29 protein-coding genes are annotated in these 25,892 nt (G+C 31.1%); 26 read left to right on the top strand and 3 right to left on the bottom strand.

The features are described 5' to 3' along the window. The first annotated feature begins 43 nt into the window (after positions 1-43). The 4 genes from GQF29_RS03615 to GQF29_RS03600 all read left to right on the top strand — a co-directional run bounded on the left by GQF29_RS03615 (position 44) and on the right by GQF29_RS03600 (position 3,209). Positions 44-820, top strand: a complete 777-nt coding sequence (locus tag GQF29_RS03615) for an NAD kinase (RefSeq protein ID WP_008788138.1) — start codon at positions 44-46, stop codon at positions 818-820. 13 nt (positions 821-833) lie between these two features. Then, positions 834-1,646 carry an RluA family pseudouridine synthase gene (locus tag GQF29_RS03610; RefSeq protein WP_237713663.1) on the top strand — a complete coding sequence of 271 codons (813 nt, stop codon included), beginning with the start codon at positions 834-836 and terminating at the stop codon, positions 1,644-1,646. 182 nt (positions 1,647-1,828) lie between these two features. Further along, complete coding sequence (locus tag GQF29_RS03605; RefSeq protein WP_017144129.1) at positions 1,829-2,815, top strand: Rpn family recombination-promoting nuclease/putative transposase; 987 nt, start codon at positions 1,829-1,831, stop codon at positions 2,813-2,815. Positions 2,816-2,972: 157 nt separating this feature from the next. Next, positions 2,973-3,209 carry a hypothetical protein gene (locus tag GQF29_RS03600; protein ID WP_236916378.1) on the top strand — a complete coding sequence of 79 codons (237 nt, stop codon included), beginning with the start codon at positions 2,973-2,975 and terminating at the stop codon, positions 3,207-3,209. Between the two features lie 63 nt (positions 3,210-3,272). Here the strand turns inward: GQF29_RS03600 and GQF29_RS03595 are convergent, their stop codons facing one another. Continuing rightward, positions 3,273-4,475 (bottom strand): FtsW/RodA/SpoVE family cell cycle protein, encoded by a 1,203-nt coding sequence (locus GQF29_RS03595; RefSeq protein WP_008788143.1) that lies wholly within the window; start codon positions 4,473-4,475, stop codon positions 3,273-3,275. An 80-nt stretch (positions 4,476-4,555) separates the two neighbouring features. Here GQF29_RS03595 and GQF29_RS03590 point away from each other — a divergent pair, with 80 nt between their 5' ends. The 10 genes from GQF29_RS03590 (at position 4,556) to GQF29_RS03545 (ending at position 13,958) form a co-directional block, all read left to right on the top strand. Further along, on the top strand, positions 4,556-4,900 hold the full coding sequence (locus tag GQF29_RS03590; protein WP_008788144.1) for a PTS sugar transporter subunit IIB: 345 nt from the start codon (positions 4,556-4,558) through the stop codon (positions 4,898-4,900). 234 nt (positions 4,901-5,134) lie between these two features. Continuing rightward, a complete protein-coding gene (gene pflB / locus GQF29_RS03585) occupies positions 5,135-7,387 on the top strand; it encodes a formate C-acetyltransferase (protein WP_008788145.1) in 2,253 nt (750 codons plus the stop codon). 62 nt (positions 7,388-7,449) lie between these two features. Continuing rightward, positions 7,450-8,214, top strand: a complete 765-nt coding sequence (gene pflA / locus GQF29_RS03580; RefSeq protein WP_008788146.1) for a pyruvate formate-lyase-activating protein — start codon at positions 7,450-7,452, stop codon at positions 8,212-8,214. A gap of 153 nt (positions 8,215-8,367) precedes the next feature. After that, positions 8,368-9,594: a metallophosphoesterase gene (locus GQF29_RS03575; protein ID WP_017144131.1), complete on the top strand. Its 1,227-nt coding sequence runs from the start codon at positions 8,368-8,370 to the stop codon at positions 9,592-9,594. Positions 9,595-9,666: 72 nt separating this feature from the next. Further along, a complete protein-coding gene (locus tag GQF29_RS03570) occupies positions 9,667-10,548 on the top strand; it encodes an ROK family protein (RefSeq protein WP_008788148.1) in 882 nt (293 codons plus the stop codon). A gap of 535 nt (positions 10,549-11,083) precedes the next feature. Continuing rightward, the gene (locus GQF29_RS03565) at positions 11,084-11,851 is read left to right on the top strand and encodes a helix-turn-helix transcriptional regulator (RefSeq protein WP_008788149.1); all 768 of its coding nucleotides are present in this window, start codon (positions 11,084-11,086) and stop codon (positions 11,849-11,851) included. Between the two features lie 83 nt (positions 11,852-11,934). Next, complete coding sequence (locus tag GQF29_RS03560) at positions 11,935-12,261, top strand: PadR family transcriptional regulator (protein ID WP_008788150.1); 327 nt, start codon at positions 11,935-11,937, stop codon at positions 12,259-12,261. Continuing rightward, on the top strand, positions 12,254-12,973 hold the full coding sequence (locus GQF29_RS03555) for a DUF1700 domain-containing protein (RefSeq protein ID WP_008788151.1): 720 nt from the start codon (positions 12,254-12,256) through the stop codon (positions 12,971-12,973). Before GQF29_RS03560 ends, GQF29_RS03555 begins: the two co-directional genes overlap by 8 nt. A 1-nt stretch (position 12,974) precedes the next feature. Further along, positions 12,975-13,763: a DUF4097 family beta strand repeat-containing protein gene (locus tag GQF29_RS03550; RefSeq protein ID WP_054689803.1), complete on the top strand. Its 789-nt coding sequence runs from the start codon at positions 12,975-12,977 to the stop codon at positions 13,761-13,763. Positions 13,764-13,766: 3 nt separating this feature from the next. After that, positions 13,767-13,958 (top strand): PspC domain-containing protein, encoded by a 192-nt coding sequence (locus GQF29_RS03545; protein ID WP_008788153.1) that lies wholly within the window; start codon positions 13,767-13,769, stop codon positions 13,956-13,958. A gap of 54 nt (positions 13,959-14,012) precedes the next feature. Here the strand turns inward: GQF29_RS03545 and GQF29_RS03540 are convergent, their stop codons facing one another. Both GQF29_RS03540 and pepT read right to left on the bottom strand, forming a co-directional pair. Continuing rightward, the gene (locus tag GQF29_RS03540) at positions 14,013-14,903 is read right to left on the bottom strand and encodes a diacylglycerol/lipid kinase family protein (RefSeq protein ID WP_008788154.1); all 891 of its coding nucleotides are present in this window, start codon (positions 14,901-14,903) and stop codon (positions 14,013-14,015) included. Positions 14,904-14,960: 57 nt separating this feature from the next. Further along, positions 14,961-16,196: a peptidase T gene (gene pepT / locus GQF29_RS03535; protein ID WP_008788155.1), complete on the bottom strand. Its 1,236-nt coding sequence runs from the start codon at positions 16,194-16,196 to the stop codon at positions 14,961-14,963. Positions 16,197-16,315: 119 nt separating this feature from the next. On the opposite strand from pepT, the gene GQF29_RS03530 reads away from it, so the two are divergent. The 12 genes from GQF29_RS03530 (at position 16,316) to GQF29_RS03475 (ending at position 25,863) form a co-directional block, all read left to right on the top strand. Beyond that, complete coding sequence (locus tag GQF29_RS03530; RefSeq protein WP_008788156.1) at positions 16,316-16,903, top strand: ribonuclease H1 domain-containing protein; 588 nt, start codon at positions 16,316-16,318, stop codon at positions 16,901-16,903. Continuing rightward, the gene (locus tag GQF29_RS03525; protein ID WP_008788157.1) at positions 16,900-17,805 is read left to right on the top strand and encodes an exonuclease domain-containing protein; all 906 of its coding nucleotides are present in this window, start codon (positions 16,900-16,902) and stop codon (positions 17,803-17,805) included. Before GQF29_RS03530 ends, GQF29_RS03525 begins: the two co-directional genes overlap by 4 nt. A 225-nt stretch (positions 17,806-18,030) precedes the next feature. Then, positions 18,031-18,549 carry a thermonuclease family protein gene (locus GQF29_RS03520; protein ID WP_008788158.1) on the top strand — a complete coding sequence of 173 codons (519 nt, stop codon included), beginning with the start codon at positions 18,031-18,033 and terminating at the stop codon, positions 18,547-18,549. A 10-nt stretch (positions 18,550-18,559) separates the two neighbouring features. Next, on the top strand, positions 18,560-19,123 hold the full coding sequence (locus GQF29_RS03515) for a GNAT family N-acetyltransferase (RefSeq protein WP_008788159.1): 564 nt from the start codon (positions 18,560-18,562) through the stop codon (positions 19,121-19,123). A gap of 26 nt (positions 19,124-19,149) precedes the next feature. Then, a complete protein-coding gene (gene glf, locus GQF29_RS03510; RefSeq protein WP_236916377.1) occupies positions 19,150-20,310 on the top strand; it encodes a UDP-galactopyranose mutase in 1,161 nt (386 codons plus the stop codon). Between the two features lie 9 nt (positions 20,311-20,319). Then, the gene (locus GQF29_RS03505; RefSeq protein WP_008788161.1) at positions 20,320-21,336 is read left to right on the top strand and encodes a glycosyltransferase family 2 protein; all 1,017 of its coding nucleotides are present in this window, start codon (positions 20,320-20,322) and stop codon (positions 21,334-21,336) included. Continuing rightward, complete coding sequence (locus GQF29_RS03500) at positions 21,336-21,983, top strand: phosphatase PAP2 family protein (RefSeq protein WP_008788162.1); 648 nt, start codon at positions 21,336-21,338, stop codon at positions 21,981-21,983. Before GQF29_RS03505 ends, GQF29_RS03500 begins: the two co-directional genes overlap by 1 nt. An 87-nt stretch (positions 21,984-22,070) precedes the next feature. Next, on the top strand, positions 22,071-23,495 hold the full coding sequence (locus GQF29_RS03495) for an MATE family efflux transporter (RefSeq protein WP_008788163.1): 1,425 nt from the start codon (positions 22,071-22,073) through the stop codon (positions 23,493-23,495). Positions 23,496-23,568: 73 nt separating this feature from the next. Next, entirely contained in the window at positions 23,569-24,105 is a 537-nt protein-coding gene (gene epsC / locus GQF29_RS03490) for a serine O-acetyltransferase EpsC (protein WP_008788164.1), read from the top strand. A gap of 229 nt (positions 24,106-24,334) precedes the next feature. Then, positions 24,335-24,688 (top strand): phosphatase PAP2 family protein, encoded by a 354-nt coding sequence (locus GQF29_RS03485; RefSeq protein ID WP_157832393.1) that lies wholly within the window; start codon positions 24,335-24,337, stop codon positions 24,686-24,688. A 22-nt stretch (positions 24,689-24,710) separates the two neighbouring features. Then, positions 24,711-24,896 carry a hypothetical protein gene (locus GQF29_RS03480; RefSeq protein ID WP_008788166.1) on the top strand — a complete coding sequence of 62 codons (186 nt, stop codon included), beginning with the start codon at positions 24,711-24,713 and terminating at the stop codon, positions 24,894-24,896. A 49-nt stretch (positions 24,897-24,945) separates the two neighbouring features. Then, positions 24,946-25,863 carry a MerR family transcriptional regulator gene (locus tag GQF29_RS03475; RefSeq protein WP_008788167.1) on the top strand — a complete coding sequence of 306 codons (918 nt, stop codon included), beginning with the start codon at positions 24,946-24,948 and terminating at the stop codon, positions 25,861-25,863. Positions 25,864-25,892 lie beyond the last annotated feature (29 nt).

Here is a 25,892-nt window from a genome sequence, read left to right as displayed (position 1 = left end):
AAAATTTCAATTAATATATAATAAAGAAAAGTGGGTGATTATTATGCATAAATATGCAATTATAAATAAACAGGATATATTATCTGAAAATTTAGCAGAGTCTTTAAAAAGCCATTTAAATGAATTTATGAGTTATGATGAAAAAAATCCTGAACTTGTGATTACAGTTGGAGGTGATGGAACAGTGTTGCACAGTGTCCATCAATATCGACATCAACTTGATACAGTTGCATTTGTAGGTATTCATACTGGAACATTAGGATTTTTAACAGATTATCAAAAAGAAGAGTATTTAGATTTAATAGCTGATATAAAAATGGGTGATTATCATATTTATAATCGTCATCTTTTAGATGTAATGACAAATAAAGATACTTATATTGCATTAAATGAATTGCGATTAGAGAATAATATGCGTTCTCAAGTTCTTGATGTATATATCAATGATGAGTTTTTAGAAACCTTTAGAGGAAATGGTTTATGTGTTTCAACAGCTTCTGGATCAACTGCATATAATAAATCTTTAGGTGGGGCTGTTGTCTGTTCTGGTGCTGGGATTATGCAGTTAAGTGAAATTGCTGGAATTCATCATAATGCTTATCGTTCTCTTGGTTCATCATTAATTCTGGATAAAAATGATACAATTCATTTTGAATCTCAGAATTTCCAAAATGCTGTATTAGGTATTGATCATCTTGTTTTTGACTTAAGAGATGTTGAGTATGTAGATGTGAAGATTGCTGCACAATACGCAAGATTTGCACAATTTAAACGTGTAAGTCTGATGGAAAGATTAAAAAGGGCTTTCTTAGATGTATAAAAGAGAGTTGATAGTGACTAAGGAAAATCATCAATTACGTATTGATGATTTTGCATATCAGCATCATATAAGTAGAAAAGCTTTGAAGGTTATTAAACAATGTGGAGATATTCTTGTAAACGGGGAACATCAAACTGTACGATATGTATTAAATGAAGGTGATTATGTTGTCTTCATATATCCACCAGAAGATAATCAGATTATTCCAGAGAATGTACCTTTATATATTGTTTATGAAGATGATTTTTTATTGATCGTTGATAAACCAAAAGGGATGGCATGTTTTCCAACCCGATCACATCCTTGTCAAACTTTAGCCAATGCACTAAGTTATTATTACCATTCAATTGAATTAGATTCTACTGTTCATTTTGTGAATCGTTTAGATAAAGATACTGCTGGATTGATGATGATTGCTAAATATCGAGAAATTCATGATATGATGTGTCAAAATATTCAGCATATTTATCGCCGTTATCAGGCACATGTTGAGGGTCAGGTTGAACAGGGTGTCATTGATTTACCTATTCATAAAGATGGTCAAAATATGCGTAGAATTATTGATGAAAATGGGAAAGATTCACGGACTTATTATCGTTGTTTAGAATATTCTGATGGGATTTCAAGAGTAGAATGTATTTTAGAGACAGGGCGTACTCATCAGATTAGAGTACATATGGCTGCTATTGGTCATCCCTTAATTGGAGATCTTTTATATGGTGGAAAACCTGGGACTTTTGATTTAGAAAGTATAATGATTGCTTTTGTGCATCCCATAACAAAACAAATAAAGGTTATAAAGAAAATGAGATTATCTTGTAAATAGAGAATCTCATTTTTCTCAAAATCAAAAGTTATTCACATATTTCATTTCTTTGAAGAAAATTCAATCCTTTCTAGTGAATATATAAGTATAGGAATGTTTTTTTATTGTTCATATGTTTTCATTAAGCAAATAATGTGCTATAATGTTTCTATGAACTCCTATAGAAATGGAGGTCTTATATTATGCGTCTTGCTACACCTCTCTTAAAGCCTGATGCAACCTTAAAGAATTTCTTTCACTACAAGAGTCGCTTTGCTGATATCATCAATCTTGTCTGCTTTGATGGTCAGCCTATCCTTTCAAGAAACTCACTGTCTAATGAGGATACAGATATGTCTACTGTTTTTGATTTTGATGAGCATCCAATCAGCTTCAATGCTTATCGGGATACTCTTGTGAAAGTGAGTGTTGGTGGTATCTATGCCCTCATTGCGATTGAAAATCAGAAGGCTATTGACTATCATATTCCAGTCAGAACATTTGTCTATGATGCGAGCAGCTATAAGAAACAATATCAAGATTATCTAGATGAAAAGAAGTGGAATAAAGAAGCTAAGTTGAAACTTATTCCCATTATTACAGTTGTTCTCTATTATGGAGAAAGAAAATGGAGTGGGCCAAGGACATTGCTGGATATGATGGAATTACCAGAAGAAATGAAAGGAATAATGAATGACTGGAATACTCATATTATAGACGTCAAGGAATTGGATGCAAGTTTGTTAACAGATAAGGATAATCGAGATCTCATAGAGGGGTTACAGATGTTTTATAAGTGGCAAGGAGATCTAGAGTTTTTTAAGGAAAGAAAGATGTCAAGAGATACAGCGATTGTATTGGCATCACTGGTAGATAAGGGAGAAGAGTTATTGAAAATAATCAGGAAAGAAGAGAAGGAGGAAATTGATATGTGCGAATCAATTGATAACTTTAGAAAGAAGGCAGTACAGGAAGGAATTACTCAAGGAATTGAACGAGGTATTACTCAAGGAATAGAACAGGGAATATGTCTAGTCATAATGAAGCAATTAAAGAAAAAGTTAGGATATTTATCATCAGAAGTCGTTACTATGATAGAGAACAGTTCAAGGGAGCAGCTAGAAAAACTAGCAGTTGAAATTGTATCAATTAAAGATGAGAATGATATATTAGCATTGCTTATGTCATAAGATTTTTATCAAGGAAAGTAAATGACCAAAATACTTATATTATAGGCATCAAAGAATTGAATGCAAGTTTATTAACAGATAAGGATAATCGAGAATAGTAGGTCTACAGATGTTTTATAAGGAGAAGAGAGATATAAGAAGCTTAAAGGAAAAAAAGATGTCAAGAGAAACAGCAAATGTTCTAGCATCATTGGTAGATAAGGGAGAAGAATTATTAAAGATAGTCAAGAAGGAAGAACAGGATCAAATCAATATATGTGAATCAATTGATAACTTTAGAAAGAAAGCAGTATGGGAAGGAATTGAACAGGGGATGTGTCTAACAATACTGAAACAGTTCAGCAGAACTTTCGATAGAAATATCTATGATGAATACAATGATCTACTGACATGACTTAAATCATAAGATATCAAAATAATTTTAAATAAAAGAAAACATGAGTTTGAGCTCATGTTTTTAAAATGATGTTAATCGATTTTTCAATATATTATTTTGACTATTCATATCAACAAGCATACCAATGGCAATCATATAAGACAATAAAGAAGAACCACCATTGGATATAAATGGCAAGGTAATACCAGTGATAGGAAGTAATCCCAGAATCATGCCAATATTCCAAACCTGCTGGAATATTAACATCCCAATAATACCCATAGTAAAGTATTTATCTCTATCATTGGTTGAATCAAAACCGATTTTTAAAATGACAACATCTAATGCAACAATTGCTGCAATTGTAATTAATCCACCAATATATCCAAAATCAGTCACAATAACAGCGAATATAAAATCAGTTTGAGCTTCAGGAAAAACTTTAATAACAGCTTGTATCCCATGTCCAAACCAGCCTGCTGTTCCATAAGATAATAACGAATAAAATAATTGATATCCCTCTTTTCCAACAGTCCCCTCAGGATCCACCCAACCATAGAAACGGTCTAATTTATGTCCACTGATAATTTTAGAGAAAATATCTGGTTGATAAATAAAGAGATAAGCGCCTATACCAACAACCAGTGCAATAACGATAATACCTACTGTAAACCATTGTCCCCTTAAGCCACTGGAGAAAAGAACAAAGAGAACACCAACTAAGATAATCAATACAACACCTGTATCATTTTGCAAATAAACAAGAAATGCTGGTGGAATCACAACAGCCATACACTTGATTATGTATTTCACTTCAGTTTCAAAAGTTCTCACCAAGTAATAATCATTATAATCCTTAGTTATTTTCGCTAAAGCAATAACAATAGCTATCTTCATAAATTCTGAAGGCTGTAAACTAAATCCAGGAATATTATACCAGGAAGTTGCACCATTTACATAAGATGCTAAAGGAACGATATGTTTTCCTAAGAATCTTGTATAAACAATATGGTCAATAGCAAGACCTGCTAGTAGAACCATTAAAATACCATATATAATCCATATCTTATCATAAATTTGTTCATTTCCTACTTTATAGATAATAAAGATAATAATTGCTGAAATAAGATAGAAGAGTCCTTGTTTTAACCAAAGTGTTTCAGGACTACTTACTTTGGAGATTAAAGGAGTTGCATTAAAGATTGCAAAACAACTAATACAGGCCAAGATAAAAACAATGGGGATAAGAGGTTGCTGCAGACATAATTTTTTTAGCCTTTCCATTAAGATGCTCCTTTCTTTTTTTTTCTTATTATAGTATACTATAAAAAACAAATACTTCAATCAAAAAAGGATGTGAATATATGGAAATTGAATATGTTTTAATATTTATTGGAGTCATTTTAGCACTTCTATTACTTTATTTTGGCTTTACACGATTAATCAAAAATAAAGAATTGAATAATAAAGTTATGTCTACAATAGATATAAATGCTTTGCTCACAGCATTAGGTGGAAGAGATAACCTAACTGATGTGAAAAGTTCTCCATCAAAGTTAACTGTTGCTTTAAAAAATCATGACTTAGTAAAAGTAGAAGATATTCAAAAATTAGGTGCAAGTGGAATTGTAGAAGGCAAAGAGAATCTATCTATGATTTTTGGAAAACAATCATCACTTATTGCCGAGGATTTAAAGAGATATTTATAAGCAGATTTGAATCTGCTTTTTCTTTTTAATTTATCTTGTGAAAAAATTATAGAGCAAATAGATAGACGAATGAAATGATATTTGTTATAGTGAGGGTGTCACATGAACCGAACCTAATTTAAGGATTCTCAAACATGAAAAAATCATCAAAAAAAGTAATTTTTTTCATTGTGTAGGTGTATTAAGAGTGCTATAATGGGTGAGGAATTTAATTTCAAGGAGGAAACAGAAAACATGTTAGAAAAAGAACAATGGAAAGGCTTCAAGGGGAGAATTTGGAAAGAAGAAGTTAATACTCGTGATTTCATCCAACAAAACTACAAACCTTATGATGGTGATGCATCATTCTTAGCTGAACCAACAGAAGCTACTAATAAATTATGGGGAAAATTACAAGAACTTCAAAAAGAAGAACGTGCTAAAGGTGGAGTTCTTGATATGGAAACTCATATCGTATCAGGATTAACTGCTTATGGTGCTGGATACATTGATGAAAGTATGAAAGATTTAGAAGCAGTTGTAGGTCTTCAAACTGATAAACCATTAAAAAGAGCATTTATGCCTTATGGTGGTATTAAAATGGCTGAACAAGCTTGTGAAACTTATGGATATACACCAGATCCTCAATTACACAAAATCTTTACTGAATACCATAAAACTCATAACCAAGGTGTTTTTGATGTTTATACACCAGAAATTAGAAAAGCTCGTCGTAATAAAGTCATTACAGGACTTCCTGATACTTATGGACGTGGACGTATCGTAGGTGATTATCGTCGTGTTGCTTTATACGGAATTGACTTCTTAATGGAAGAAAAATTAAAAGATTTCAATAACTGCGGAAGTGGATCAATGAAAGAAGACATTATCCGTAAACGTGAAGAAATTGCTGAACAGTACAAAGCATTAGCTGGTATGAAAAAAATGGCAGAAGCTTATGGATTTGATATTTCTCAACCTGCTAAAGATGCAAAAGAAGCTGTTCAATGGTTATACTTTGGATATTTAGCTGCAATTAAAACTCAAAATGGTGCTGCTATGTCAGTAGGACGTGTTTCTACATTCTTAGATATCTATATTCAAAGAGACTTAGATAATGGAACAATTACAGAAGAACTTGCACAAGAATTAATTGACCATTTCGTTATGAAATGTAGAATGGTAAAATTTGCAAGAATTCCTTCTTATAATCAATTATTCTCTGGTGACCCAGTATGGGCTACATTAGAAGTCGCAGGACTTGGAACTGATGGTCGTTCAATGGTTACTAAAAACGATTTCCGTTTCTTACACACATTAGAAAACATGGGACCTTCTCCTGAACCAAACTTAACTGTATTATACACAGCTGCATTACCAAAACCTTTCAAGGATTATGCTGCTAAGATTTCTGTTGATACAAGTTCAATTCAATATGAAAATGATGATGTTATGAGACCTGTATGGGGAGATGACTACTCAATTTGTTGTTGTGTATCTGCAACTCAAACTGGTAAAGAAATGCAATTCTTTGGTGCACGTGCTAACTTAGCAAAATGCTTGTTATATGCTATTAATGGTGGTATTGATGAAAAATCTAAAGATCAAGTTGCTCCTAAATACCGTCCAATTACATCTGAATACTTAGATTATGATGAAGTTATGGAAGCTTATGACCAAATGATGGAATGGTTAGCTGACATCTATGTAAATACATTAAACTTAATTCAATATATGCATGATAAATATTATTATGAAGCAGCTGAAATGGCTTTAATTGATACTGAAGTAAGACGTACATTCGCAACTGGTATTGCTGGATTCTCTCATGTTGTAGATTCAATCAGTGCTATTAAATATGCAAAAGTAAAAACTATTCGTGATGAAGATGGTCTTGTTATTGATTATGAAACTGAAGGAGACTTCCCACGTTATGGTAACGATGATGACCGTGCAGATGATATCGCAGTATGGTTACTTGGAACTTTCTTAACTAAACTTAAGAAACATCATACTTACCGTGATAGTGAACCAACAACTTCAATCTTAACAATTACTTCTAACGTTGTTTATGGTAAAGCTACTGGAGCATTACCTGATGGACGTAAAGCTGGAGAACCTTTAGCTCCTGGTGGAAACCCATCTTATGGTGCAGAACAAAATGGTTTATTAGCTTCATTAAACTCTGTTGCTAAACTTCCTTATGAATGGGCTTTAGATGGTATTTCAAATACACAAACTATTAACCCTGATGCATTAGGTCATAATGAAGAAGAACAAGTTAATAACTTAGTTCAAGTATTAGATGGATACTTTACTCAAGGTGCTCATCACTTAAACGTTAACGTTTTCGGAAAAGAAAAATTATATGATGCAATGGAACATCCAGAAAAAGAAGAGTATGCAAACTTCACAATTCGTGTATCTGGATATGCTGTTAAATTCATTGACTTAACTAGAGAACAACAACTAGATGTTATCGCTAGAACTTGTCATGATCATATGTAATTATTGACATAAATAAAATTAAGCAGCCTCTATAATAGAGGCTGTTTTTATAGGAGAATATAATGGAAAATATAAAAGGTAGAATTCATTCTATTGAAAGTTTTGGCTCAGTAGATGGGCCAGGAGTAAGATATATTTATTTCTTGCAAGGCTGTCCATTGCGTTGCCAATTCTGTCATAATCCTGATACTTGGGGATCACAAAAATATCAAGAGATGACTCCTGAAGCTGCCTTGAAGCAGGCTATGAAATACAAGAGTTATTGGGGTGAAAAAGGTGGAATAACAATTAGTGGTGGAGAACCATTAATGCAAATGGAATTTATATTAGAATTATTTAAACTTGCTAAGAAAGAAAATATTAATACTTGTATTGATACAAGTGGCGGATGCTTTACAAGAAGTGAGCCCTTCTTTTCTCAGTTTCAAGAACTAATGAAATATACTGATTTATTATTGGTAGATATCAAGGTTATGAATGAAGAAAAACATAAGTTGCTTACAGGAAAAGGGAACCAGAATATATTAGATATGACAAGATATTTATCTGAAATAGGAAAACCTGTTTGGATTAGACATGTTCTTGTTCCTGAAAGAAATGATTATGATGAGGATTTAGAAGAGTTAAATGAATTTATAAAATCATTAAAGAATGTTCAAAGAGTTGAAGTTCTCCCATATCATACACTAGGAACATTCAAATGGAAAGAACTCAATATTCCTTATGCTTTAGAAGGAATCAATCCACCACATCAAGAACGTATTGATAATGCAAATCAATTACTTCATACACAAGATTATCAAGGGTTTAAAGATGAAAATGAATGATGTTTATCATTCATTTTTTGTTATTTAAGAATGATACCATTATAATTACTGATTTCTTTTCAAGTATCAATGGAAAAAATAAGTTTATATGGATTTGTTAAAAGTTCTTTGTTATAAAGAATATAATTGTTAAAATATAAATAGGTGATAGATATGAGGAAAATATTATATGCTTTTATAATTCTAACTATGCTACTAGGATGTGTGCAAAAACCACTTGTAGATAATGAAAATATAAAAATTATTGTTGCAAGTGATATTCATTATTTCTTAAAAGATTATTATAAGGATTGTGAATGGTTTGAAGAAAACATGTTGTATGGAGATGGCAAAATGGTGACATATGCTGATGAAATTTTAGATGTTTTTATTCAAACGATAAAAGAGATAAAGCCCAATCTTGTTATATTAACAGGTGACTTATCTTTTAATGGTGAGAAAGGGAGCCATGAAGCTTTAGCAAAAAAACTATCTGTACTTAAAGATGATCATATTGATGTTGCAGTTATACCTGGAAATCATGATGTAGATTATATTTATGCAAAGGGTTATGGAAAAGAAGATTATTTTGATGTAGATAATGTCAATGCTGAAGAATTTAGAGCTATTTATAAAAATTTAGGTTATCAATATCAGAAACATGATGATTCATTAAGTTATCGTATTGAGTTAAATAAACACTACTCTCTATTAATGATGGATTCAACAGCTCATGAATTAACTGGTTCAGGATTAGATATTGGAGGTTATTTTACAGATTCAACAATGAAATGGTTAAAAGATCAGCTCAAGGATATTCAAGAAAATAATAAGATTCCTATTATTGCAATGCACCATAATCTTGTTAATCACAATGAATTGCTGGGAGGACGTTATACAATTAAAGATAGTGAAAAAATTGCAGAGTTGTTTCATAGTTATAAAGTCCCATTTGTTTTAAGTGGACACATTCATTGTCAGAATATAAAGGAAATCAATGGTATTTATGATATAGCATCTTCTTCAATATTAAATGCTCCTTTACAATATGGGGTTATTGAATTGAATAATCAAAAAATGAATTATCATACAGAGTCACTTAAAATTTCTAGAGATGCAAATGAATATTTTGATCTCGTGTCTTCTACACATTTTGCAGAAGATTTTGAGAGAGTCAAAGATACAAAGATAAGAGAACTTATGAAAGCAGTAATTGTGAAAGCGAATAGGTATTATTTTACTGGGAATATGAAAGAGCATAAAGATGAAATTATGAATATGGAAGGATATAAATATTATTTTCAAAAAGAAGTTGAAAAGATATCTTTTTATAAAGATTATTTAGAAAGCTTATTAAGTGATGAAGGTAATCACCAACAATTATCCATAGAGTTTGAATAAAGGCTTTTTATTTCATTTTAGACATGATAAAATAGATACGAGGTAGTTAGTTATAAAGAGGAGGAAAATTTGATGAGATTAGGAGCTATTGAAGCTGGTGGTACAAAATTCGTTGTTGCAATTGGAGACGAAAATGGAAATGTTTTAGAAAGAGATGCTTTCCCTACAACATCACCTGAAGAAACTGTACAAAATATTTTTAAATTCTTTGATGGAAAAGATATCGAAGCATTAGGGTTAGGATGTTTTGGACCTATTGATCCTGATTTAAAGAGTCCAACTTATGGATACATTACAACAACACCAAAACCAGGATGGACGAATTATAATATTGTTGGAGCAATTCAAGAACATTATCCTGGTTTACCAATTGGATTTGATACAGATGTTAATGGTGCAGCATTAGGAGAAGCATACTTTGGTGCAGCGAAAGGTTTAGATAGTGCATTGTATTTAACAATTGGAACAGGTATTGGTGGTGGAGCCATTGTTGAAGGAAATCTTGTTCATGGTTTACTTCATCCAGAAATGGGTCACATGATGTTAACAGTACGTGAAGATGATCAGTATGCTGGAAAATGTCCATACCATGGAACTTGTTTTGAAGGTTTGGCTGCTGGACCAGCAATTGAGGCAAGATGGGGAGTCAAAGGAAATGAACTTGATGAAAATCATCCTGCATGGGATTTAGAAGCATGGTATATTGCTCAAGCTTTGGCTATTTATGTTCTAACAATTTCACCAAAGAAGATTATTCTTGGAGGAGGAGTTATGCATCAAAAACAATTGTTCCCTATGGTTCATAAATATTTGCAAGAGAGATTGCATGGATATATTCAAAAAGATGAAATAACAACGGACAAAATTAAAGAGTATGTTGTTTATCCAGGATTAGGTGATAATGCAGGTGTTTGTGGGGCATTGGCACTTGCAAAAATGGCAAAAGAAAGATAAGGGAGAAATCCCTTTTTCTTTTTTGAAAAATGTGTATAATGAGATGTTGAGGTAGAGTGATAAGAAAATAGAATAAATAATGATTGATAAAATATGTTAAGACAAACTGTCGATAAAGAAAATTTCCTGGGAAATAATGATGAAATGAATGCTTTCATGTATGATTATCTTGGTTAAAGTAGAATTATGTTTAACTAGTCAATAATGCTAAGGAGCAGATATAAACTTTATATATATTTTTTATGATTGATTTAAATATAGCGAAAAAATAGAAAAGTGAGAATCATTTACATATATAAAAATGTAACAAAGAGTGCAAAGAAATATATATAGAAAGCAAACGTAACAGATAAAAACAAAGAAAGTCTATATAACTGTTTGGTCATGTCTAAATTGACAGAAAGTGACTGATTAGAACCCATATATATTGCCATTTTAGTGAAATGCAACCAATAGTTTCGGGCATTCAATCTAAAATATGTAGCCGCAACTTGATGATTTTATCTATAATATGGGTGCAAGGAGGAGAGGAATTATGAATATAGAAATTGCAAATAAATTATTACAACTTAGAAAAGAGAAAGGTTATTCACAAGAAGCCTTAGCTCAAGAATTAGGAATTAGTCGCCAGGCAGTGAGTAAATGGGAAAGAGCAGAAGCTTCTCCTGATACAGATAACTTGATTGAATTAGCAAAGTTATATGGTATTTCTTTAGATCAATTATTATTACATGAACCGACTGAAACAGAAGAAACAATATCTGATAAAACTGAAGATATGAAAGAGAGTCAAGAAGAGTATGCATATAAATATGAAGATGGGGATGAATATGTTCATGTTGGTTTTGATGGTATTCATGTCAAAGATGATGAAAGTGAAGTTCATGTTTCATGGAAAGGTATTCATGTTATTGATAGAAATGGTGATGGTGTTAATATTGGGGATAAAGGTGTTTATGTAAATGGTGAAAGAAAAGATTGGAATGATGATTGGACAGACTTTAAGCATAATAAAAAATATGATTTTCCATTTGGATCAATCTTATTTATTGGTTATTTGATTTATGGTGTAATGACAGGCATTTGGCATCCTACGTGGATTGTTTTATTGACATTACCATTATTTGATAGTTTAATTACAGCTTTTCGTAAGAGAAAATTTTCAAACTTTGCATATCCAGTTTTAACACTTATGATATTTTTATGGTTTGGTTTTGAAAATGGATTATGGCATCCTGCATGGATTGTTTTCTTGACAGTTCCTTGTTATTATGGAATCGCTCACTATATTGATTATAGATAAAACTTCATAGGAAGTTTTTTTCTTTATATGTTGACATATAATACTATATGTCGTATAGTATTATATGAAAAGAAGGTGATAGGATGATTTTTAATACGGGTGCTGCTTTATTAGATGCAGTTGTTCTATCAGTTGTCTCTAGGGAAAAGGAAGGAACATATGGTTATAAAATAACACAAGATGTTCAAGCGGTTATTAGTGTGAGTGAATCAACACTCTATCCTGTTTTAAGAAGACTTCTCAAAGATGGCTGTTTAGAAAGTTATGACCAGGAATTTCAAGGACGTAATAGGCGATATTATAAAATTACAAGTGCGGGAATCGTTCAACTTAATATGTATAAACAAGAATGGTTTGATTATATAACAAAAATTAATAAGTTATTTGATGGGGGAAATCAAGATGGATAGAAAAAAATTTATGAAAGAACTTGAGTATCTACTTCAAGATATTAGTGATGAGGAAAGGCAAGAAGCATTGTCTTTCTATGAGAATTATTTTGATGAAGCTGGGAAAGAAAACGAACAAAAGGTTATTGATGAATTAGGAGATCCTAGTCGAGTAGCAGCTATTATTAAAGATGGATTAAAGGGGAAATTTGATGAAGGTATTCATGTTGGAAACAGTGGTTTTACAAATGATGATTATCAAAAGAATTATGAAGTCATTGATGCAGATAGTAAAGAAACAAAAAAGACTCGTAAGGAGACGGGGAATTTTAGAAATCGTTGGAATGAAATGCATTCTACTGATCGTTTGATTCTCATTGTTATAGCAATTTTTGCTTGTCTTCCAGTGTCAGCGATAGTTTTTGGAACATTCGGAACTCTATTTGGTTTTGGATTTTCATTCTTTGGTATATTCATATGTTTAATATTTGGATTATGGATTATTACATTTATTTTACATGTTCTTGCGATTGTTTTTATGATTGTGGGATTTATACATTTATTCACATTGCCAGGCGCTGGTCTTATTTATATGGGAATTGGATTTGTCCTTATGGCATTAGGAACAATATTTGGGAAGATGGCAGCATGGTTCTTTAAGGATTGTATTCCTGGGATAGCAAATGCCATAGCAGATGGACTTGGAAAGATCTTCCGTCCAAGAGGTGTGTAGTATGAAAAGAATATATACAATATTGATATGTTTGGGTGTAGGTATCTGTTTGATTTTTGCTGGTATAAGTGTGAGTGGTCTAAATGAAGTATCTAATTTCAATTTTTTACGCTCATGGAATTTTCGATGGCATTATAAAAGTGCTGACAATATTCAATATAGATCATCATCTTCAGTAGATAGATTAGAAATCAATGTTCATAAAGGAAATATTCAATTTTCTGAAAAAGATTCACTTCAGGATATTGAAATTTATGCAAGTGATATTTATAATGGTTTTGAAATCTATCAAAAAGGTGATCGCATTGTGATAGATCAACCACATTATTGGCTAAGTTTCGGAGGATATGATACTGCCCAAATTCAAATTAATGTTCCAAAAGGATATAATTTGGATAAAATAGAAGTGAATATGAGTGCTGGTTCAACAAAAATAAATGGGTTAAAAGCAGAAAAGATTGAAGCTAATGCTGCTGCAGGACGATTGGTGTTAAATGATTTAGAGTGTAAAGATTTTGAATTAGATGCAAGTATGGGAACCGCAAAAGTGAGTCGATTAACATGCGAGAATAAAACATCTATTCAAGTTGGTGCTGGTCAAGTATCTGCCTCATTAACAGGATATGAAAGTGAATATAATTATAAGGTAGATGTTGGTTTAGGTAGTGTATCCATAGGTGATAATCATTTTTCTGGTATCACTGATCAAAAAATGAATCATGGAACAACCCAAAAATTAATTGATGTTGATTGTGCTTTAGGAAAAGTCAATGTAAGAACGGAGGATTAAAAAATGACTAAGAGATTATATAGATCAAAAAGAGACGTTATGATTTGTGGAGTATGTGGTGGTATTGCTGAATACTTTGATATTGATCCAACAATTGTAAGACTTGTAGCAGTTGTACTTGTTTTTGGCTGGGGATCAGGATTGATTGCTTATTTAGTCGGAGCTATCATTATTCCTAAAAATCCATATCAATAGGGCTATTGTATAGCCCTATTTTTATATATAAAAAAGCTATCAACTAAGATAACTTTATGGAACAATAATACAGAGTGCTTTATTTTTTGTTGTGACATGAATTGGGAAATGAGTACCTTCCTCTCCATCAATGTCATATATAATGTTTTTATCACATTCAATTGTTATTTCATGGGCCTGAACATAACGAATAAATGGACTTTTTTCATGAGTACTTAATTTATAATCTTTGAATAAAGAGAGCATATCAGTTGTGGAACATTTTTTAATAATTAGTAAATCCAATTGTCCATCTTGAATATCAGCATGAGGTGTAATGGCTTTAAAACCACCAACCTGTGAGGTGTTGGTAATCATGAAAAGACGAGCATCTTCTTCAAATTCTTCATTTTCAGTTTTGACTTTGAGATGAAGAGTTGTACTTAGTTGTGAAGGTAATTGTCGAATTCCACTGATATAATATGCAAGTGGACCAAATCTTTCTTTCTCAGCTTTTGTGACTTGAAAACTAATATCACTAAACATTCCTCCAGCAATAACATTAGCAAAATAACTGTCATTAACTTGCCCCACATCAACTTTCATTATTTTCATGTTTTCAATCATTTGAATAAATTGATGAGTTGATTGTGGCAGATTTAAATGATTAGCAAAATCATTAACGGTTCCACCAGGTAAGATAGCAAGAGGTATATCAAATTCTTTTTCTACAATTCCACTAATAATTTCATTGACAGTACCATCACCACCAACACTGACTAAAAAATCATATTCATGAGGTTGTATTTCTAAAACACGATGATAGGCATCATGTTTTTTTTGTGTATAAAAAACATCAACATGATTTATAATTTTCTTGAGAATCATTTGACCAATCAATTGATCTAACTTCTTTTGAATTGTTTTTGTTCCAGAACTCGGATTTATAAGAAATAAACAGCGCATAAAAACACTCCCTTTGTTATATTTTATCATAAATATAGAGAAAAAGAAGATAAAACCCTAAAAAGGCATATCTTCTTTTGCATAAACATTATTTCTAATCAATCTTAATAATAACTCTAATCCTTTTTTCATCATTGTTATTGATACAAATTCAAATGGACCATGACAATTGAAACCACCAGTTCCAAGATTTGGACAAGGTAAACCTTTATATGATAACATAGCTCCATCTGTTCCTCCACGAATAGGAACTATTGTAGGATTAAGCCCAACATCATTCATTGCAATTTCTACTTGTTCAACAATTTCTGGAGTGTCTTTGATAATATCTTTCATATTCAGATATTGTTCATGCATTGTGATATGAACAAGTTCATAACCATAACGACTATTTAAGAATGCTTGAATACGTTTGAAATCATTTAACTGATCTTTTAATTCAAGAAAATTATGATCTCTAACAATGTATTCTAAACGTGTTTTTTCACATGTTCCTTGAACATGATGGAGGTGATGAAAACCTTCATAACCTTCAGTATGTTCAGGGGTTTTGTGCTGAGGCAATAATTGGTCAAATTCAATTCCAACAGATAATGAATTCACCATCTTGTTTTTGGCACTTCCTGGATGAATACTTTTTCCAGTGATTTCTACAAGGACTTGATAAGCATTAAAGTTTTCAAAGTATAATTCATTGATATGACCACCATCAATTGTATATGCATAATCTGCCTGGAATGTATCCAAATCAAAATGCTCAGTACCACGTCCAACTTCTTCATCAGGCGTAAAAGCAATTTGAATATCGTTATGTTTGAACTCAGGGTGTTTATACATATATTCTGCTAAACTCATAATAATTGCAATTCCCGCTTTATCATCAGCGCCTAATAGTGTTGTTCCATCAGTTGTAATAATATCATGACCTATAACTTCATTTAAATCTGGGAATTCTTGTGGATCAAGTACCATATCTTCATTAAGCGAAATACGAGATCCATCATAATTTCTGATAATTTGTGGATGAACATTTTCTCCACTTGCATCAGGTGATGTGTCCATGTGTGCAATCAGTCCAATGACATCTCCCTGATGATTATTATTTGAGGGAATTGTGCCATAAATAACTCCAAATTCACTCATATGTACATTTTCCAGACCTAATATTCGCATTTCTTCAATAAGGAATTCTGCCAATTCTAATTGATTCTTTGATGAAGGTGAAGTTGTAGAATAAGGGTCTGATTGAGTATTAAAACTTATATATTTCAAAAATCTATTTTCTATTTTCATAAATGATCTTCCTTTCTTCTACATATTATAACAATATTTGCAAATGACCACAATATAATTGTAATTATACTAGCCAAAAGCATTTTTTCTCTTTATAATGGTGAATGGAGGTTTTGTGGATGAGTAAATTTTACGCAGTGAAAAAAGGACGAAAAACTGGAGTTTTTTTAACTTGGGCTGAATGTGAACAACAAGTTAGAGGATTTAAAGGCGCAATATATAAATCATTTTCTTCACGAGACGAAGCAATGACTTTTTTGAGTGATCAGCCAAAGGTGATGACAGGTGATGGCTTAATAGCTTATGTGGATGGCAGTTATAATGTTAAGACTCACGAATATGGTTATGGTTGTGTTCTCTTGTATGGACAAAATGTTATTGAGCAATTTAATGGTAAAGGTCATAGCGAAGATTATGTAACAATGAGAAATGTTGCAGGAGAAATCATTGGAAGTGAAATGGCCATTCGTTACGCTATAAAGCATGGATATCAATTTATTTGTATCTATTATGATTATGAAGGAATTGAGAAATGGGCAAATGGTTTATGGAAAGCCAATAAAATAGGAACTCAGGCATATCAAAGATTTATTGAAGAAAGTCGCAAAAGTATTGATATATCATTTGTAAAAGTGTTAGCACATAGTGGAGATGTATATAATGATGTTGCTGATGCTCTTGCAAAAAAGGCAGTGGGTATTTCATGAGTGAAAGAATAACTGTTTTTGATATTGAAGTCTTAAACCAGGATCCAGCAAGTGTATGTGCGATTGGTATTGTTGAATTACTTGATCAGCAAGTTATTTCTACATATTATTCATTGGTAAAACCCAGAAATTTAAGTTATGATGTTTACAGATACAAAGTCCATAAAATAAAAACCAAATCATTACTAAAAGAAAGACCATTCCAAGATGTCTGGAAAGATATTCATCACTATTTTGAAAATACAATTGTTGTTTCTCATGATATTCAAGGAGATATGATGAATTTACGAGCTGTTTTAAAACAAAATCATATATCATATCCTCATCTTTATATGTCATGTACAAATGTTTTGGCTCATCTTGTTTATCCTGATCTTCATAAGTATAATGTAAAAGAACTTTCTCAGATGATAGGCTTTGAATTTCAGGCTCATCATGCTTTGGATGATGCAAAAGCATGTGCACAAATTCTTATAGAGATGTTAAAATATGAACATTGTGAAACGCTTCAGGAATTACACCAACGATTTCATTTGGATTTTGGTGAGATGAAAGAGAACTATTATCGGAATATAATCTCAGCTGAGATTGCTCCACAGTTAAGGGAGTTATCACAACGTGAAGATGCATTTTTATATCATCAGTTTGTTTGTTTTACTGGAAAGTTATCTATGCCTAGAGAACTTTTAGAAGAAAAAACAAAACAGGTAAGTGCGCTTGCCACTCAACAAGTGAGTACCCAAACTAACTATCTAGTCATTGGAGGAAAGGGTTATCATAAAGTTCGTTTTGGTAATGAAAATAAAAAGGTAAAAAAGGCTATTCAATTGATGAAACAAGGGCAAGATCTTCGTATTGTTCATGAGAACGAATATTTAAAACTGTTAGAATCTAAAAAATAAGAACTTATTCTCAATGAAAACAATTTCATGAGGATAAGTTTTTTGAATATCTATGCAATTTTTCTAATTATCTTTCTTTTTTCTTTATTTTTAAATGATATGATATATCAGTGTATTTCATACAACTCTTCATATCATATGTATTTAGAACATTGAATTTGTCTTCGCATGATTGCATGACATGTAAAATTAGTGTATAATTTTGTAGATTTTAAAGGAGTGTTTATGAAGAAAAAAAATCTTAAAAAAATGAAAAAGCAAATTGCTGGGGCTCTCACTGTTTTATTTCTAGCTATTGCTCAATTTGTTTATACTGAATACTTTGCTCCAAAACCAAGTTCACCAGAACGTCAAATTGTGACATTAGATAAGTGTGTAGATGGTGATACAGCTTGGTTTAAGATCTCAGGAGAACGTGTAAAATCTCGTTTTCTTTATATTGATACACCTGAATCAACAAATAAAAAAGAGTATATGGGAAAAGAAGCTAGTGAGTATACAAAAAATCAACTTCAAAATGCATCAAGTATAGAAATAGAATTTAATGCTGATGGGGATCAATATGATAAATATGATCGCGCATTGTTATGGGTTTTTGTAGATGGACAACTTTTACAGGAAAAAATAGCAAGAGCAGGTTTTGTAAAGAAATACTATGATTATGGATATGATTATAAATATAAAGATATAATTATTAAAGCAGATGAAGAAGCTCGAAAAGAAAAAGTCGGCTTATATCAATAGGAGGGTATTTATGAAAATAAGAATAGCAACATCCAAAGATGCAAAAAGTATTCAGAAAATCTATGCTTACTATGTTCAAAATACAAATATTACTTTTGAATATGATGCACCAAACTTTGAAGAAATAGAGAGAAGAATAAATAACACATTACATCAATATCCATATCTTGTGGCTATTGAGAATGGTGAAGTGATTGGATATGCGTATGCATCACGTTATAGTGCCCGTAAAGCTTTTGATTGGGATTGTGAGTTATCCATATATATTAAAGATGGGTTATCACGAAAAGGATGTGGGACAAGGCTTTATAAGACTTTATTGAGTTTATTGAAGAAGATGAATGTTAAAAATGTTTATGCTTGTATTACGCATCCAAATGCTAACAGTGAAAGATTTCATGAAGTTTTTGGTTTTCAAGTTGTTGGTATTTTTCAAAATTGTGGATATAAGTTTAAAAAATGGCATGATGTTGTATGGTTAGAAAAAAAGATTGGTGATTATCATGAAGTCTCTGAATTTATTCCTTTTTCTGCCTTATCATCAACAGAAATTGAATTATCTTTGAACGATTGATATGTTCAATACAGGAATAATATGGTATGATAATGACTAGAGGTGAGAAAGTGGATACTTTAATTATAGGATGCGGTTTTGCAGGTGGAGTCGTTGCTCGGGTTTTAGCAGAACGTGGAGAGAAAGTGAAAATTATTGAGAAAAGAAATCATATTGGTGGAAACTGTTATGATGAGTATGATGAATATGGTGTACTTGTTCATAAGTATGGTCCACATATTTTTCATACCAATAATAAGGAAGTTTTTGATTTTTTATCAAGATTTACGAAATGGTATGATTATCAGCACGAAGTTGTTGGTGATGTTTATGGTAAGATTATTCCTATACCATTTAATTTGAATACATTAATGATTGTTTTTGGTGAAGAAAGAGGACAATCTTTAAAGCAGGAATTAATTGATACATATGGGGAAAATGCGAGAGTTCCTATACTAGAACTTCAAAAAAGTTCTTCAAAAGGAATTCAAGAGGTTGCACAGTATGTTTATGAAAATATTTTCTTAAAATATACAATGAAACAGTGGAATCAAAAGCCTGAAGAAGTTGATCAAAGTGTGACAGCACGTGTTCCTGTTTTGATTTCTTATGATAATCGTTATTTCCAGGATACATATCAAGGTATGCCAGAAGAAGGTTATACGAAGTTATTTGAAAAGATGTTGGATCATGAAAATATTGAAATAGAGTTAGGAAAAGATGCTAAAAATTTAATATCTTTTGATTTTGATAATCGAAAGATTTATTATCAAGGTCAAGAGTTTTTAGGTCATATTATTTTTACAGGTGCAATTGATGAGTTTTTTGATAATTGTTTAGGTCAATTACCATATCGTTCATTACGCTTTGATTTTGAACATTATTCACAAGATGATTATCAAGGTCATGGTGTTGTTAATTATACTGTAAGTGAAGACTATACCAGAATTACTGAATTTAAATATTTAACGGGGCAAAAGATATCTGGGACAACTATTATTAAAGAGTATCCTGAAGTTTATAAAGATAATCGACAAGTTCCTTATTATGCTATTTTGAGTCCTGAAAATAAGGCTATGCATCAAAAGTATGCGGACATGGTTAAGCCATTTTGCCGTTTTCATTTGTTAGGAAGATTAGCTCAATATAAGTATTACAATATTGATGGAATTGTTGAGGAAGCACTTGCTTTAACAAAACAATTATAGGAGGAAGAAATGAAATATTTATCTATAGCCATTCCTTGTTATAATTCACAAGATTATATGGCAAAAGCAATTGAATCATGTTTAATCTTAAAAGATGATGTAGAAGTTATTATTGTTGATGATGGATCAAAAGATGAAACGGCATGTATTGGTGATGAATATGCTGCTCGTTATCCTGAAACAATTAAATGTGTTCATCAAGAAAATGGTGGGCATGGACAAGCTGTGAATACTGGTCTTAAAAATGCAACAGGCTTATATTTTAAAGTTTTAGACAGTGATGATTGGTTTGATCAATCAGCATTAGTAAAAGTTTTGGAAACGATTAAAATGTTACATGAGCAAGATGAAGATATTGATATGCTTATTGCTAACTATGTCTATGAAAAGCCTAGTGAAAATAAATCAAGTGTGATAAAATATACAAATGCTTTACCACAAAATAGAAGATTTAGATGGTATGATGTCAAACGCTTCTATCCACAACAGAATTTGCTTATGCACAGTGTTATCTATCGTACTCAATTATTAAGAAACTGCAATTTAGAACTGCCTAAACATACTTTCTATGTAGATAATTTATTTGTTTATCAACCATTACCATATGTAACAACACTCTATTATTTGAATGTTGATTTGTATCGTTATTATATTGGAAGAGAAGATCAATCAGTTAATGAAAAAGTCATGATTTCGCGTATTGATCAGCAAATAAAAGTGAATAAAATGATGGTTGATTGTTGCGATGTTATGAATTTAAAGAGTCGTAAATTACGTAATTATATGGTTAAATATTTGACAATGATAACGACTGTTTCAACAGTTTTACTAGTAAAATCAGGAACACCGGAACATTTACAAAAGAAAGAAGAACTTTGGGAGTATTTAAGGAAACAAAATCCAGAATTATATAAAGCTGTTAAGCATACACTTTTAGGTTCGTTTATGGAAATGGATAGCTTAGTTGGAAAAAAAGTATTAACAACAGGATATGCAATTTCAAGAAAGTTATTTGGATTTAACTAATGAAAAAATTCTTATCTCAATATAAACATGCATGGGTTTTTCTCTATTTCATCTTTTATTTGCCATGGTATTTTGGCTTGCAATTAAGAGGAGATAGTGGATTTCATGATGTTTATACTATGATAGATCAAGCAACCCCATTTATAACATGGTTCATATATCCTTATGTTTATTGGTTTCTTTTTGTTGCAGGAACAATTGCATATTTGTTTTTTAGACATAAAAAAGAATTCTATCAATGTGTTGCTTTCCTTTTTATAGGAATGACGATTTGTTTAATTATTTTTACAATATATCCAACCAGTTATAACCATAGACCAGATGTTATAGAAGGAAGTGCACTTTCCACTTTTTTGGTTAACTTTATTTATACTGCTGATAAAAGTCAAAATGTTTTTCCAAGCATACATGTTTATAATTCTATAGGCTGTGCAATTGCATTGATAAAATGTTATGATTTTAGAAATTCTATAACAATGAAAATATTTGCCAGTACATCAGCTATCTTAATTACATTATCAACAATGTTTATTAAACAGCATTCTGTTTTAGATGCTGTGTCGGCAGGAATTTTAGCTATTATATTATATATTCTGATTTATAAAGTCGATATTTTTAAAATCAATCAACGAGTTGATGCGGAGTAGGTATACTCCGTTTTCATATGTAGGAAAAAAAGAAATTTATATTTATTTTGTATTATGATAGGAAAGATTGAAAGAGGAGGGAAAAACATGGCTACTAACAATAGATTAGGACATGAAAAAATATCAAAATTATTATTTGCATTAGCGATACCATCAATAATTGCACAACTTGTGAATATTTTATATAACATTGTTGATCGTATATATATTGGACAGATGACTGATGGAACATCAGCAATGGCTGCTTTGTCAGTTGCATTGCCAATTCTTACTTTTATTACTGCGTTTACTCAATTAGTGGGAATTGGAGGTGCACCTTTATGTGCAATTAAATTGGGTGAACAAAGAAAAGATAAAGCAGAAGAAATTATGACCAATAGTTTTGTATTATTGATTGTTGTAGGTATTCTTTTAACGATTGTTGTCCTTATTTGGCAAGAACCATTATTACTGTTATTTGGTGCAAATGAAGAAACATTATCACAAGCCATTTCATATATTAGTATATATGCATTGGGAACAATTTTTGTTCAGATTACCTTGGGCATGAATGCATATATTAACACACAAGGATTTGCTAAGACAGGAATGTGTACTGTTGTGATTGGAGCAATCTTTAATATCGTTTTAGATCCTATATTTATTTTTTGGTTAGATATGGGAGTTGCTGGTGCAGCTTTAGCAACGATTATATCTCAAGGTGTTTCTGCTGTATGGGTTTTGATTTTCTTGTTTGGGAAAAAGAGTACTATTAAAATTAGAAAACAATATTTAAAACCAAATTGGCATATTTGTTTATCTATAATGGCTTTGGGAATATCACCATTTGTTCAAACTGCAACTGAGAGTTTGTTACAAATATCATTTAATAATCAGCTATTGATATACGGAGGAACGATGGCTGTTGCAACAATGGCAATACTTATGAGTCTGTGGCAATTTATTACGTTGCCATTACAGGGGTTATGTCAAGGGGCACAACCCATAATGAGTTATAATTATGGAGCTAAAAACTATACTCGTGTAAGAAATACTTTTAAGTTAGTTATGAAAGTCTGTTTAGGTTTTGCTTTTATTGCAAGTGGAACTGTTATGTTATTCTCTGAATTCTTTGTATCTATTTTTTCAAATGATGCACAAACAATTGTTTTCTCATCTTGGGCATTACGTGTCTTTTTAATTGGATCAGGTATGTTTGGTGCCCAAATTGCCTGTCAGCAGTCATTTATGGCATTGGGTCAAGCAAAAGTATCAGTTTGGATGGCTATTACAAGAAAAATTATTTTATTAATTCCATTGATTTATATTTTTCCATATCTTTTGGGTGGCAGTTCTTTAGCAACATCAATAGCAGGACCTATTGCCTCAATGGTTCATGATGGATCACGTGTTTTTGCTGTATTGTTTGCTGAACCTGTATCAGATATCTTAGCTGCAATTATTACCACATTTATGTTTATTCGTTTCTATAAGAAAGAGTTAAAACAACCTGATCAAATCATTGAAGACTAAAAAAATTATTACTTGATTTGTTTATTTTTGGAAATTATGTTTTAATAAAGAACAACAAAGAGGGGGTATAGTTATGAATAAAAGTTTAGTAGGGCGTGTTTTAGAGATGGATCCAGCCGCAAGGAATAGATTTAATGTTATATTAAATTATCCTGGTGTTCATGCTATGTTTTTCTTCCGTATTAACCATTTTCTTTGGTCTATTCATTTAAAGATATTAGCACGTTTTTTAAGTCAAATAGCACGTTTTTTGACTGGCATTGAGATTCATCCAGGTGCAACAATTGGAAAAAGATTTTTTATCGATCATGGGATGGGTGTTGTAGTAGGGGAAACAACAGTTATTGGAGATGATTGTATTTTATATCAAGGTGTCACATTGGGTGGTGTTGGAACTGGTGAACATAAAGTGAAGAGACATCCAACGTTATGTAATAATGTAATGATATCAGCAGGAGCTAAAATTATTGGTGATGTGACAATTGGAGATAATAGTATCGTAGGTGCTTCATCTGTTGTGCTTAAAGATGTTCCACCAAATTGTACAGTTGTTGGTGTTCCAGGTAAAATCGTAAAAGAAAATGGTATTAGAGTTGATAAAGAATTATAAAATAAAGTATCTATGGATAATGATTTCATGGATACTTTTCTTAAGTTACTGTATAATTTTCTCATTAGGTTATCTTCAATCTATAGACACTCATGTTTATCAGTTTCTCTCTTCATTTCAAAACTCATCATTAACAATTTATATGAAAATCATAACTTTTTTTGGATCAACTTTAGGAATTATACTTGTTTGTCTCCTATGTCTTATTAATGATTGGAAAATAGGTTTCATGATGAGTATACATGTTGCAATTGTCGCAATTATCAATCAAATTATGAAAATTCTTATAGCAAGACCAAGACCAGATGTCCTACCATTGGTAATAGAACGTGGATTTAGTTTTCCTTCTGCTCATGCAATGGTTTCATTCATTTTATATGGAATGATCGCGTATTTCTTTTGGAATAAAAAGAAAATCATTTCGCTTCTTTTATTTTTTGTCATATTATTAATTGGAGTTTCACGTATATACTTAGGTGTTCATTATACTAGCGATGTCATTGGTGGATATTTATTTTCGTTTGCTTACTTAAATACAGTATTCATTTTTATGAAAAATCATAAATGGCTTTCTTATACATAAGATTGTATGAGGAGGTTTTTTTATGTCTATTCCTGCAGATATACAATCGAGTCTTTATTATTATGATTTAACACTTGTCCAGCGAGAGAATAACTTATATTGCCTTATTGATTTAAAAACAGGGGAATGGTATGAGAAGATGACTATTTACTATATTCAAAGATTATTAGATGTTTGGAACACAAAAAGAAAAAATATTTGTATTTAACTTGACCTAACCCTTGGGGTTAGGTTTAATATGTTTATGGGTGATGTATATGAGAATAAAGGAAGTTATGAATAAATATAAGGTAACGCGAAAAGCACTCCTTTTATATGAAGAAAGAGGTCTTATTCAACCAGATAGAGAGTTATCGGGATACAGAGATTATCGATTAGTTGATATAGAAGTGTTAAAGAAAATTATATTGCTACGAAAAATGGAATTCTCTTTGGATGAGATTGAAAATATTATTATTTATAATAACAAAGAGTTAATTTTGAATAAGAAAAATGAATATGAAAAAGAGGCACATTTCATTGAAACAAAGAAATTATATCTTGACTATATTCATGATGTTATTATAGGTGAGTATGAAATAGATGAAGCTATAGATGCTATAGATGATACTTTAAAGTTATATGATGAAAATAAATATGATGATATGATTCATTTTGATTATCAAAGAGATACAATTGCAGTGATGTGGTTAACATCACTGTTTATCGCAGTATCATCTGGAAGAATTTATTTAATGATATCTTCAGTTATTATGGGAATTGTGGCAATTATTATGAGTTTGAGAAGTGTAAGAAAGTTCTTTTTATACTTGCCTGTCAAAAGAATTGTAGGAGTATTGTTAATTCTAAGTGGCTTGCTTGGCACTCTTATCTTTATGTATAAAGATAATAATATGAAGAATAATTTAATGACAATGTGTAGTACAATGGCGTTTATGTTTGGATTTAGTTTCTTTAGTGAAATAAGAACTTTCTTTAAAAAGTATCAAAATATCTTCTCAACGCTTTTCTTTTTTTGTGGACTTCTTATTATTGGAGTATTAATATATTTCAATATAGAAAGCCCAATATATTTAGTTTTTATTTCATTAGCAATTGGTTTTATAACTTTAGGAATTGTGTATAATTCTATGGTGAGGAAGATTTTTTTTGAAATATTTTTAGATTTCTTTTAAAGAATTGAAAAAATCAACATCTCATGTTA

Origin of the sequence: Coprobacillus cateniformis (assembly GCF_009767585.1) — a bacterium.
Taxonomy (GTDB): Bacteria; Bacillota_I; Bacilli_A; order Erysipelotrichales; family Coprobacillaceae; genus Coprobacillus; species Coprobacillus cateniformis.
This window is presented reverse-complemented; position numbering and strand designations above follow the sequence as displayed.

Excerpts from the sequence above, each read along its gene's own strand:
- GQF29_RS03615 (WP_008788138.1), top strand. The coding sequence starts at position 44 with ATGCATAAATATGCAATTATAAATAAACAGGATATATTATCTGAAAAT.
- GQF29_RS03605 (WP_017144129.1), top strand. The coding sequence starts at position 1,829 with ATGCGTCTTGCTACACCTCTCTTAAAGCCTGATGCAACCTTAAAGAAT.
- GQF29_RS03600 (WP_236916378.1), top strand. The coding sequence starts at position 2,973 with ATGTCAAGAGAAACAGCAAATGTTCTAGCATCATTGGTAGATAAGGGA.
- GQF29_RS03595 (WP_008788143.1), bottom strand. The coding sequence starts at position 4,475 with ATGGAAAGGCTAAAAAAATTATGTCTGCAGCAACCTCTTATCCCCATT.
- GQF29_RS03590 (WP_008788144.1), top strand. The coding sequence starts at position 4,556 with ATGGAAATTGAATATGTTTTAATATTTATTGGAGTCATTTTAGCACTT.
- pflB (WP_008788145.1), top strand. The coding sequence starts at position 5,135 with ATGTTAGAAAAAGAACAATGGAAAGGCTTCAAGGGGAGAATTTGGAAA.
- pflA (WP_008788146.1), top strand. The coding sequence starts at position 7,450 with ATGGAAAATATAAAAGGTAGAATTCATTCTATTGAAAGTTTTGGCTCA.
- GQF29_RS03575 (WP_017144131.1), top strand. The coding sequence starts at position 8,368 with ATGAGGAAAATATTATATGCTTTTATAATTCTAACTATGCTACTAGGA.
- GQF29_RS03570 (WP_008788148.1), top strand. The coding sequence starts at position 9,667 with ATGAGATTAGGAGCTATTGAAGCTGGTGGTACAAAATTCGTTGTTGCA.
- GQF29_RS03565 (WP_008788149.1), top strand. The coding sequence starts at position 11,084 with ATGAATATAGAAATTGCAAATAAATTATTACAACTTAGAAAAGAGAAA.
- GQF29_RS03560 (WP_008788150.1), top strand. The coding sequence starts at position 11,935 with ATGATTTTTAATACGGGTGCTGCTTTATTAGATGCAGTTGTTCTATCA.
- GQF29_RS03555 (WP_008788151.1), top strand. The coding sequence starts at position 12,254 with ATGGATAGAAAAAAATTTATGAAAGAACTTGAGTATCTACTTCAAGAT.
- GQF29_RS03550 (WP_054689803.1), top strand. The coding sequence starts at position 12,975 with ATGAAAAGAATATATACAATATTGATATGTTTGGGTGTAGGTATCTGT.
- GQF29_RS03545 (WP_008788153.1), top strand. The coding sequence starts at position 13,767 with ATGACTAAGAGATTATATAGATCAAAAAGAGACGTTATGATTTGTGGA.
- GQF29_RS03540 (WP_008788154.1), bottom strand. The coding sequence starts at position 14,903 with ATGCGCTGTTTATTTCTTATAAATCCGAGTTCTGGAACAAAAACAATT.
- pepT (WP_008788155.1), bottom strand. The coding sequence starts at position 16,196 with ATGAAAATAGAAAATAGATTTTTGAAATATATAAGTTTTAATACTCAA.
- GQF29_RS03530 (WP_008788156.1), top strand. The coding sequence starts at position 16,316 with ATGAGTAAATTTTACGCAGTGAAAAAAGGACGAAAAACTGGAGTTTTT.
- GQF29_RS03525 (WP_008788157.1), top strand. The coding sequence starts at position 16,900 with ATGAGTGAAAGAATAACTGTTTTTGATATTGAAGTCTTAAACCAGGAT.
- GQF29_RS03520 (WP_008788158.1), top strand. The coding sequence starts at position 18,031 with ATGAAGAAAAAAAATCTTAAAAAAATGAAAAAGCAAATTGCTGGGGCT.
- GQF29_RS03515 (WP_008788159.1), top strand. The coding sequence starts at position 18,560 with ATGAAAATAAGAATAGCAACATCCAAAGATGCAAAAAGTATTCAGAAA.
- glf (WP_236916377.1), top strand. The coding sequence starts at position 19,150 with ATGATAATGACTAGAGGTGAGAAAGTGGATACTTTAATTATAGGATGC.
- GQF29_RS03505 (WP_008788161.1), top strand. The coding sequence starts at position 20,320 with ATGAAATATTTATCTATAGCCATTCCTTGTTATAATTCACAAGATTAT.
- GQF29_RS03500 (WP_008788162.1), top strand. The coding sequence starts at position 21,336 with ATGAAAAAATTCTTATCTCAATATAAACATGCATGGGTTTTTCTCTAT.
- GQF29_RS03495 (WP_008788163.1), top strand. The coding sequence starts at position 22,071 with ATGGCTACTAACAATAGATTAGGACATGAAAAAATATCAAAATTATTA.
- epsC (WP_008788164.1), top strand. The coding sequence starts at position 23,569 with ATGAATAAAAGTTTAGTAGGGCGTGTTTTAGAGATGGATCCAGCCGCA.
- GQF29_RS03485 (WP_157832393.1), top strand. The coding sequence starts at position 24,335 with ATGATGAGTATACATGTTGCAATTGTCGCAATTATCAATCAAATTATG.
- GQF29_RS03480 (WP_008788166.1), top strand. The coding sequence starts at position 24,711 with ATGTCTATTCCTGCAGATATACAATCGAGTCTTTATTATTATGATTTA.
- GQF29_RS03475 (WP_008788167.1), top strand. The coding sequence starts at position 24,946 with ATGAGAATAAAGGAAGTTATGAATAAATATAAGGTAACGCGAAAAGCA.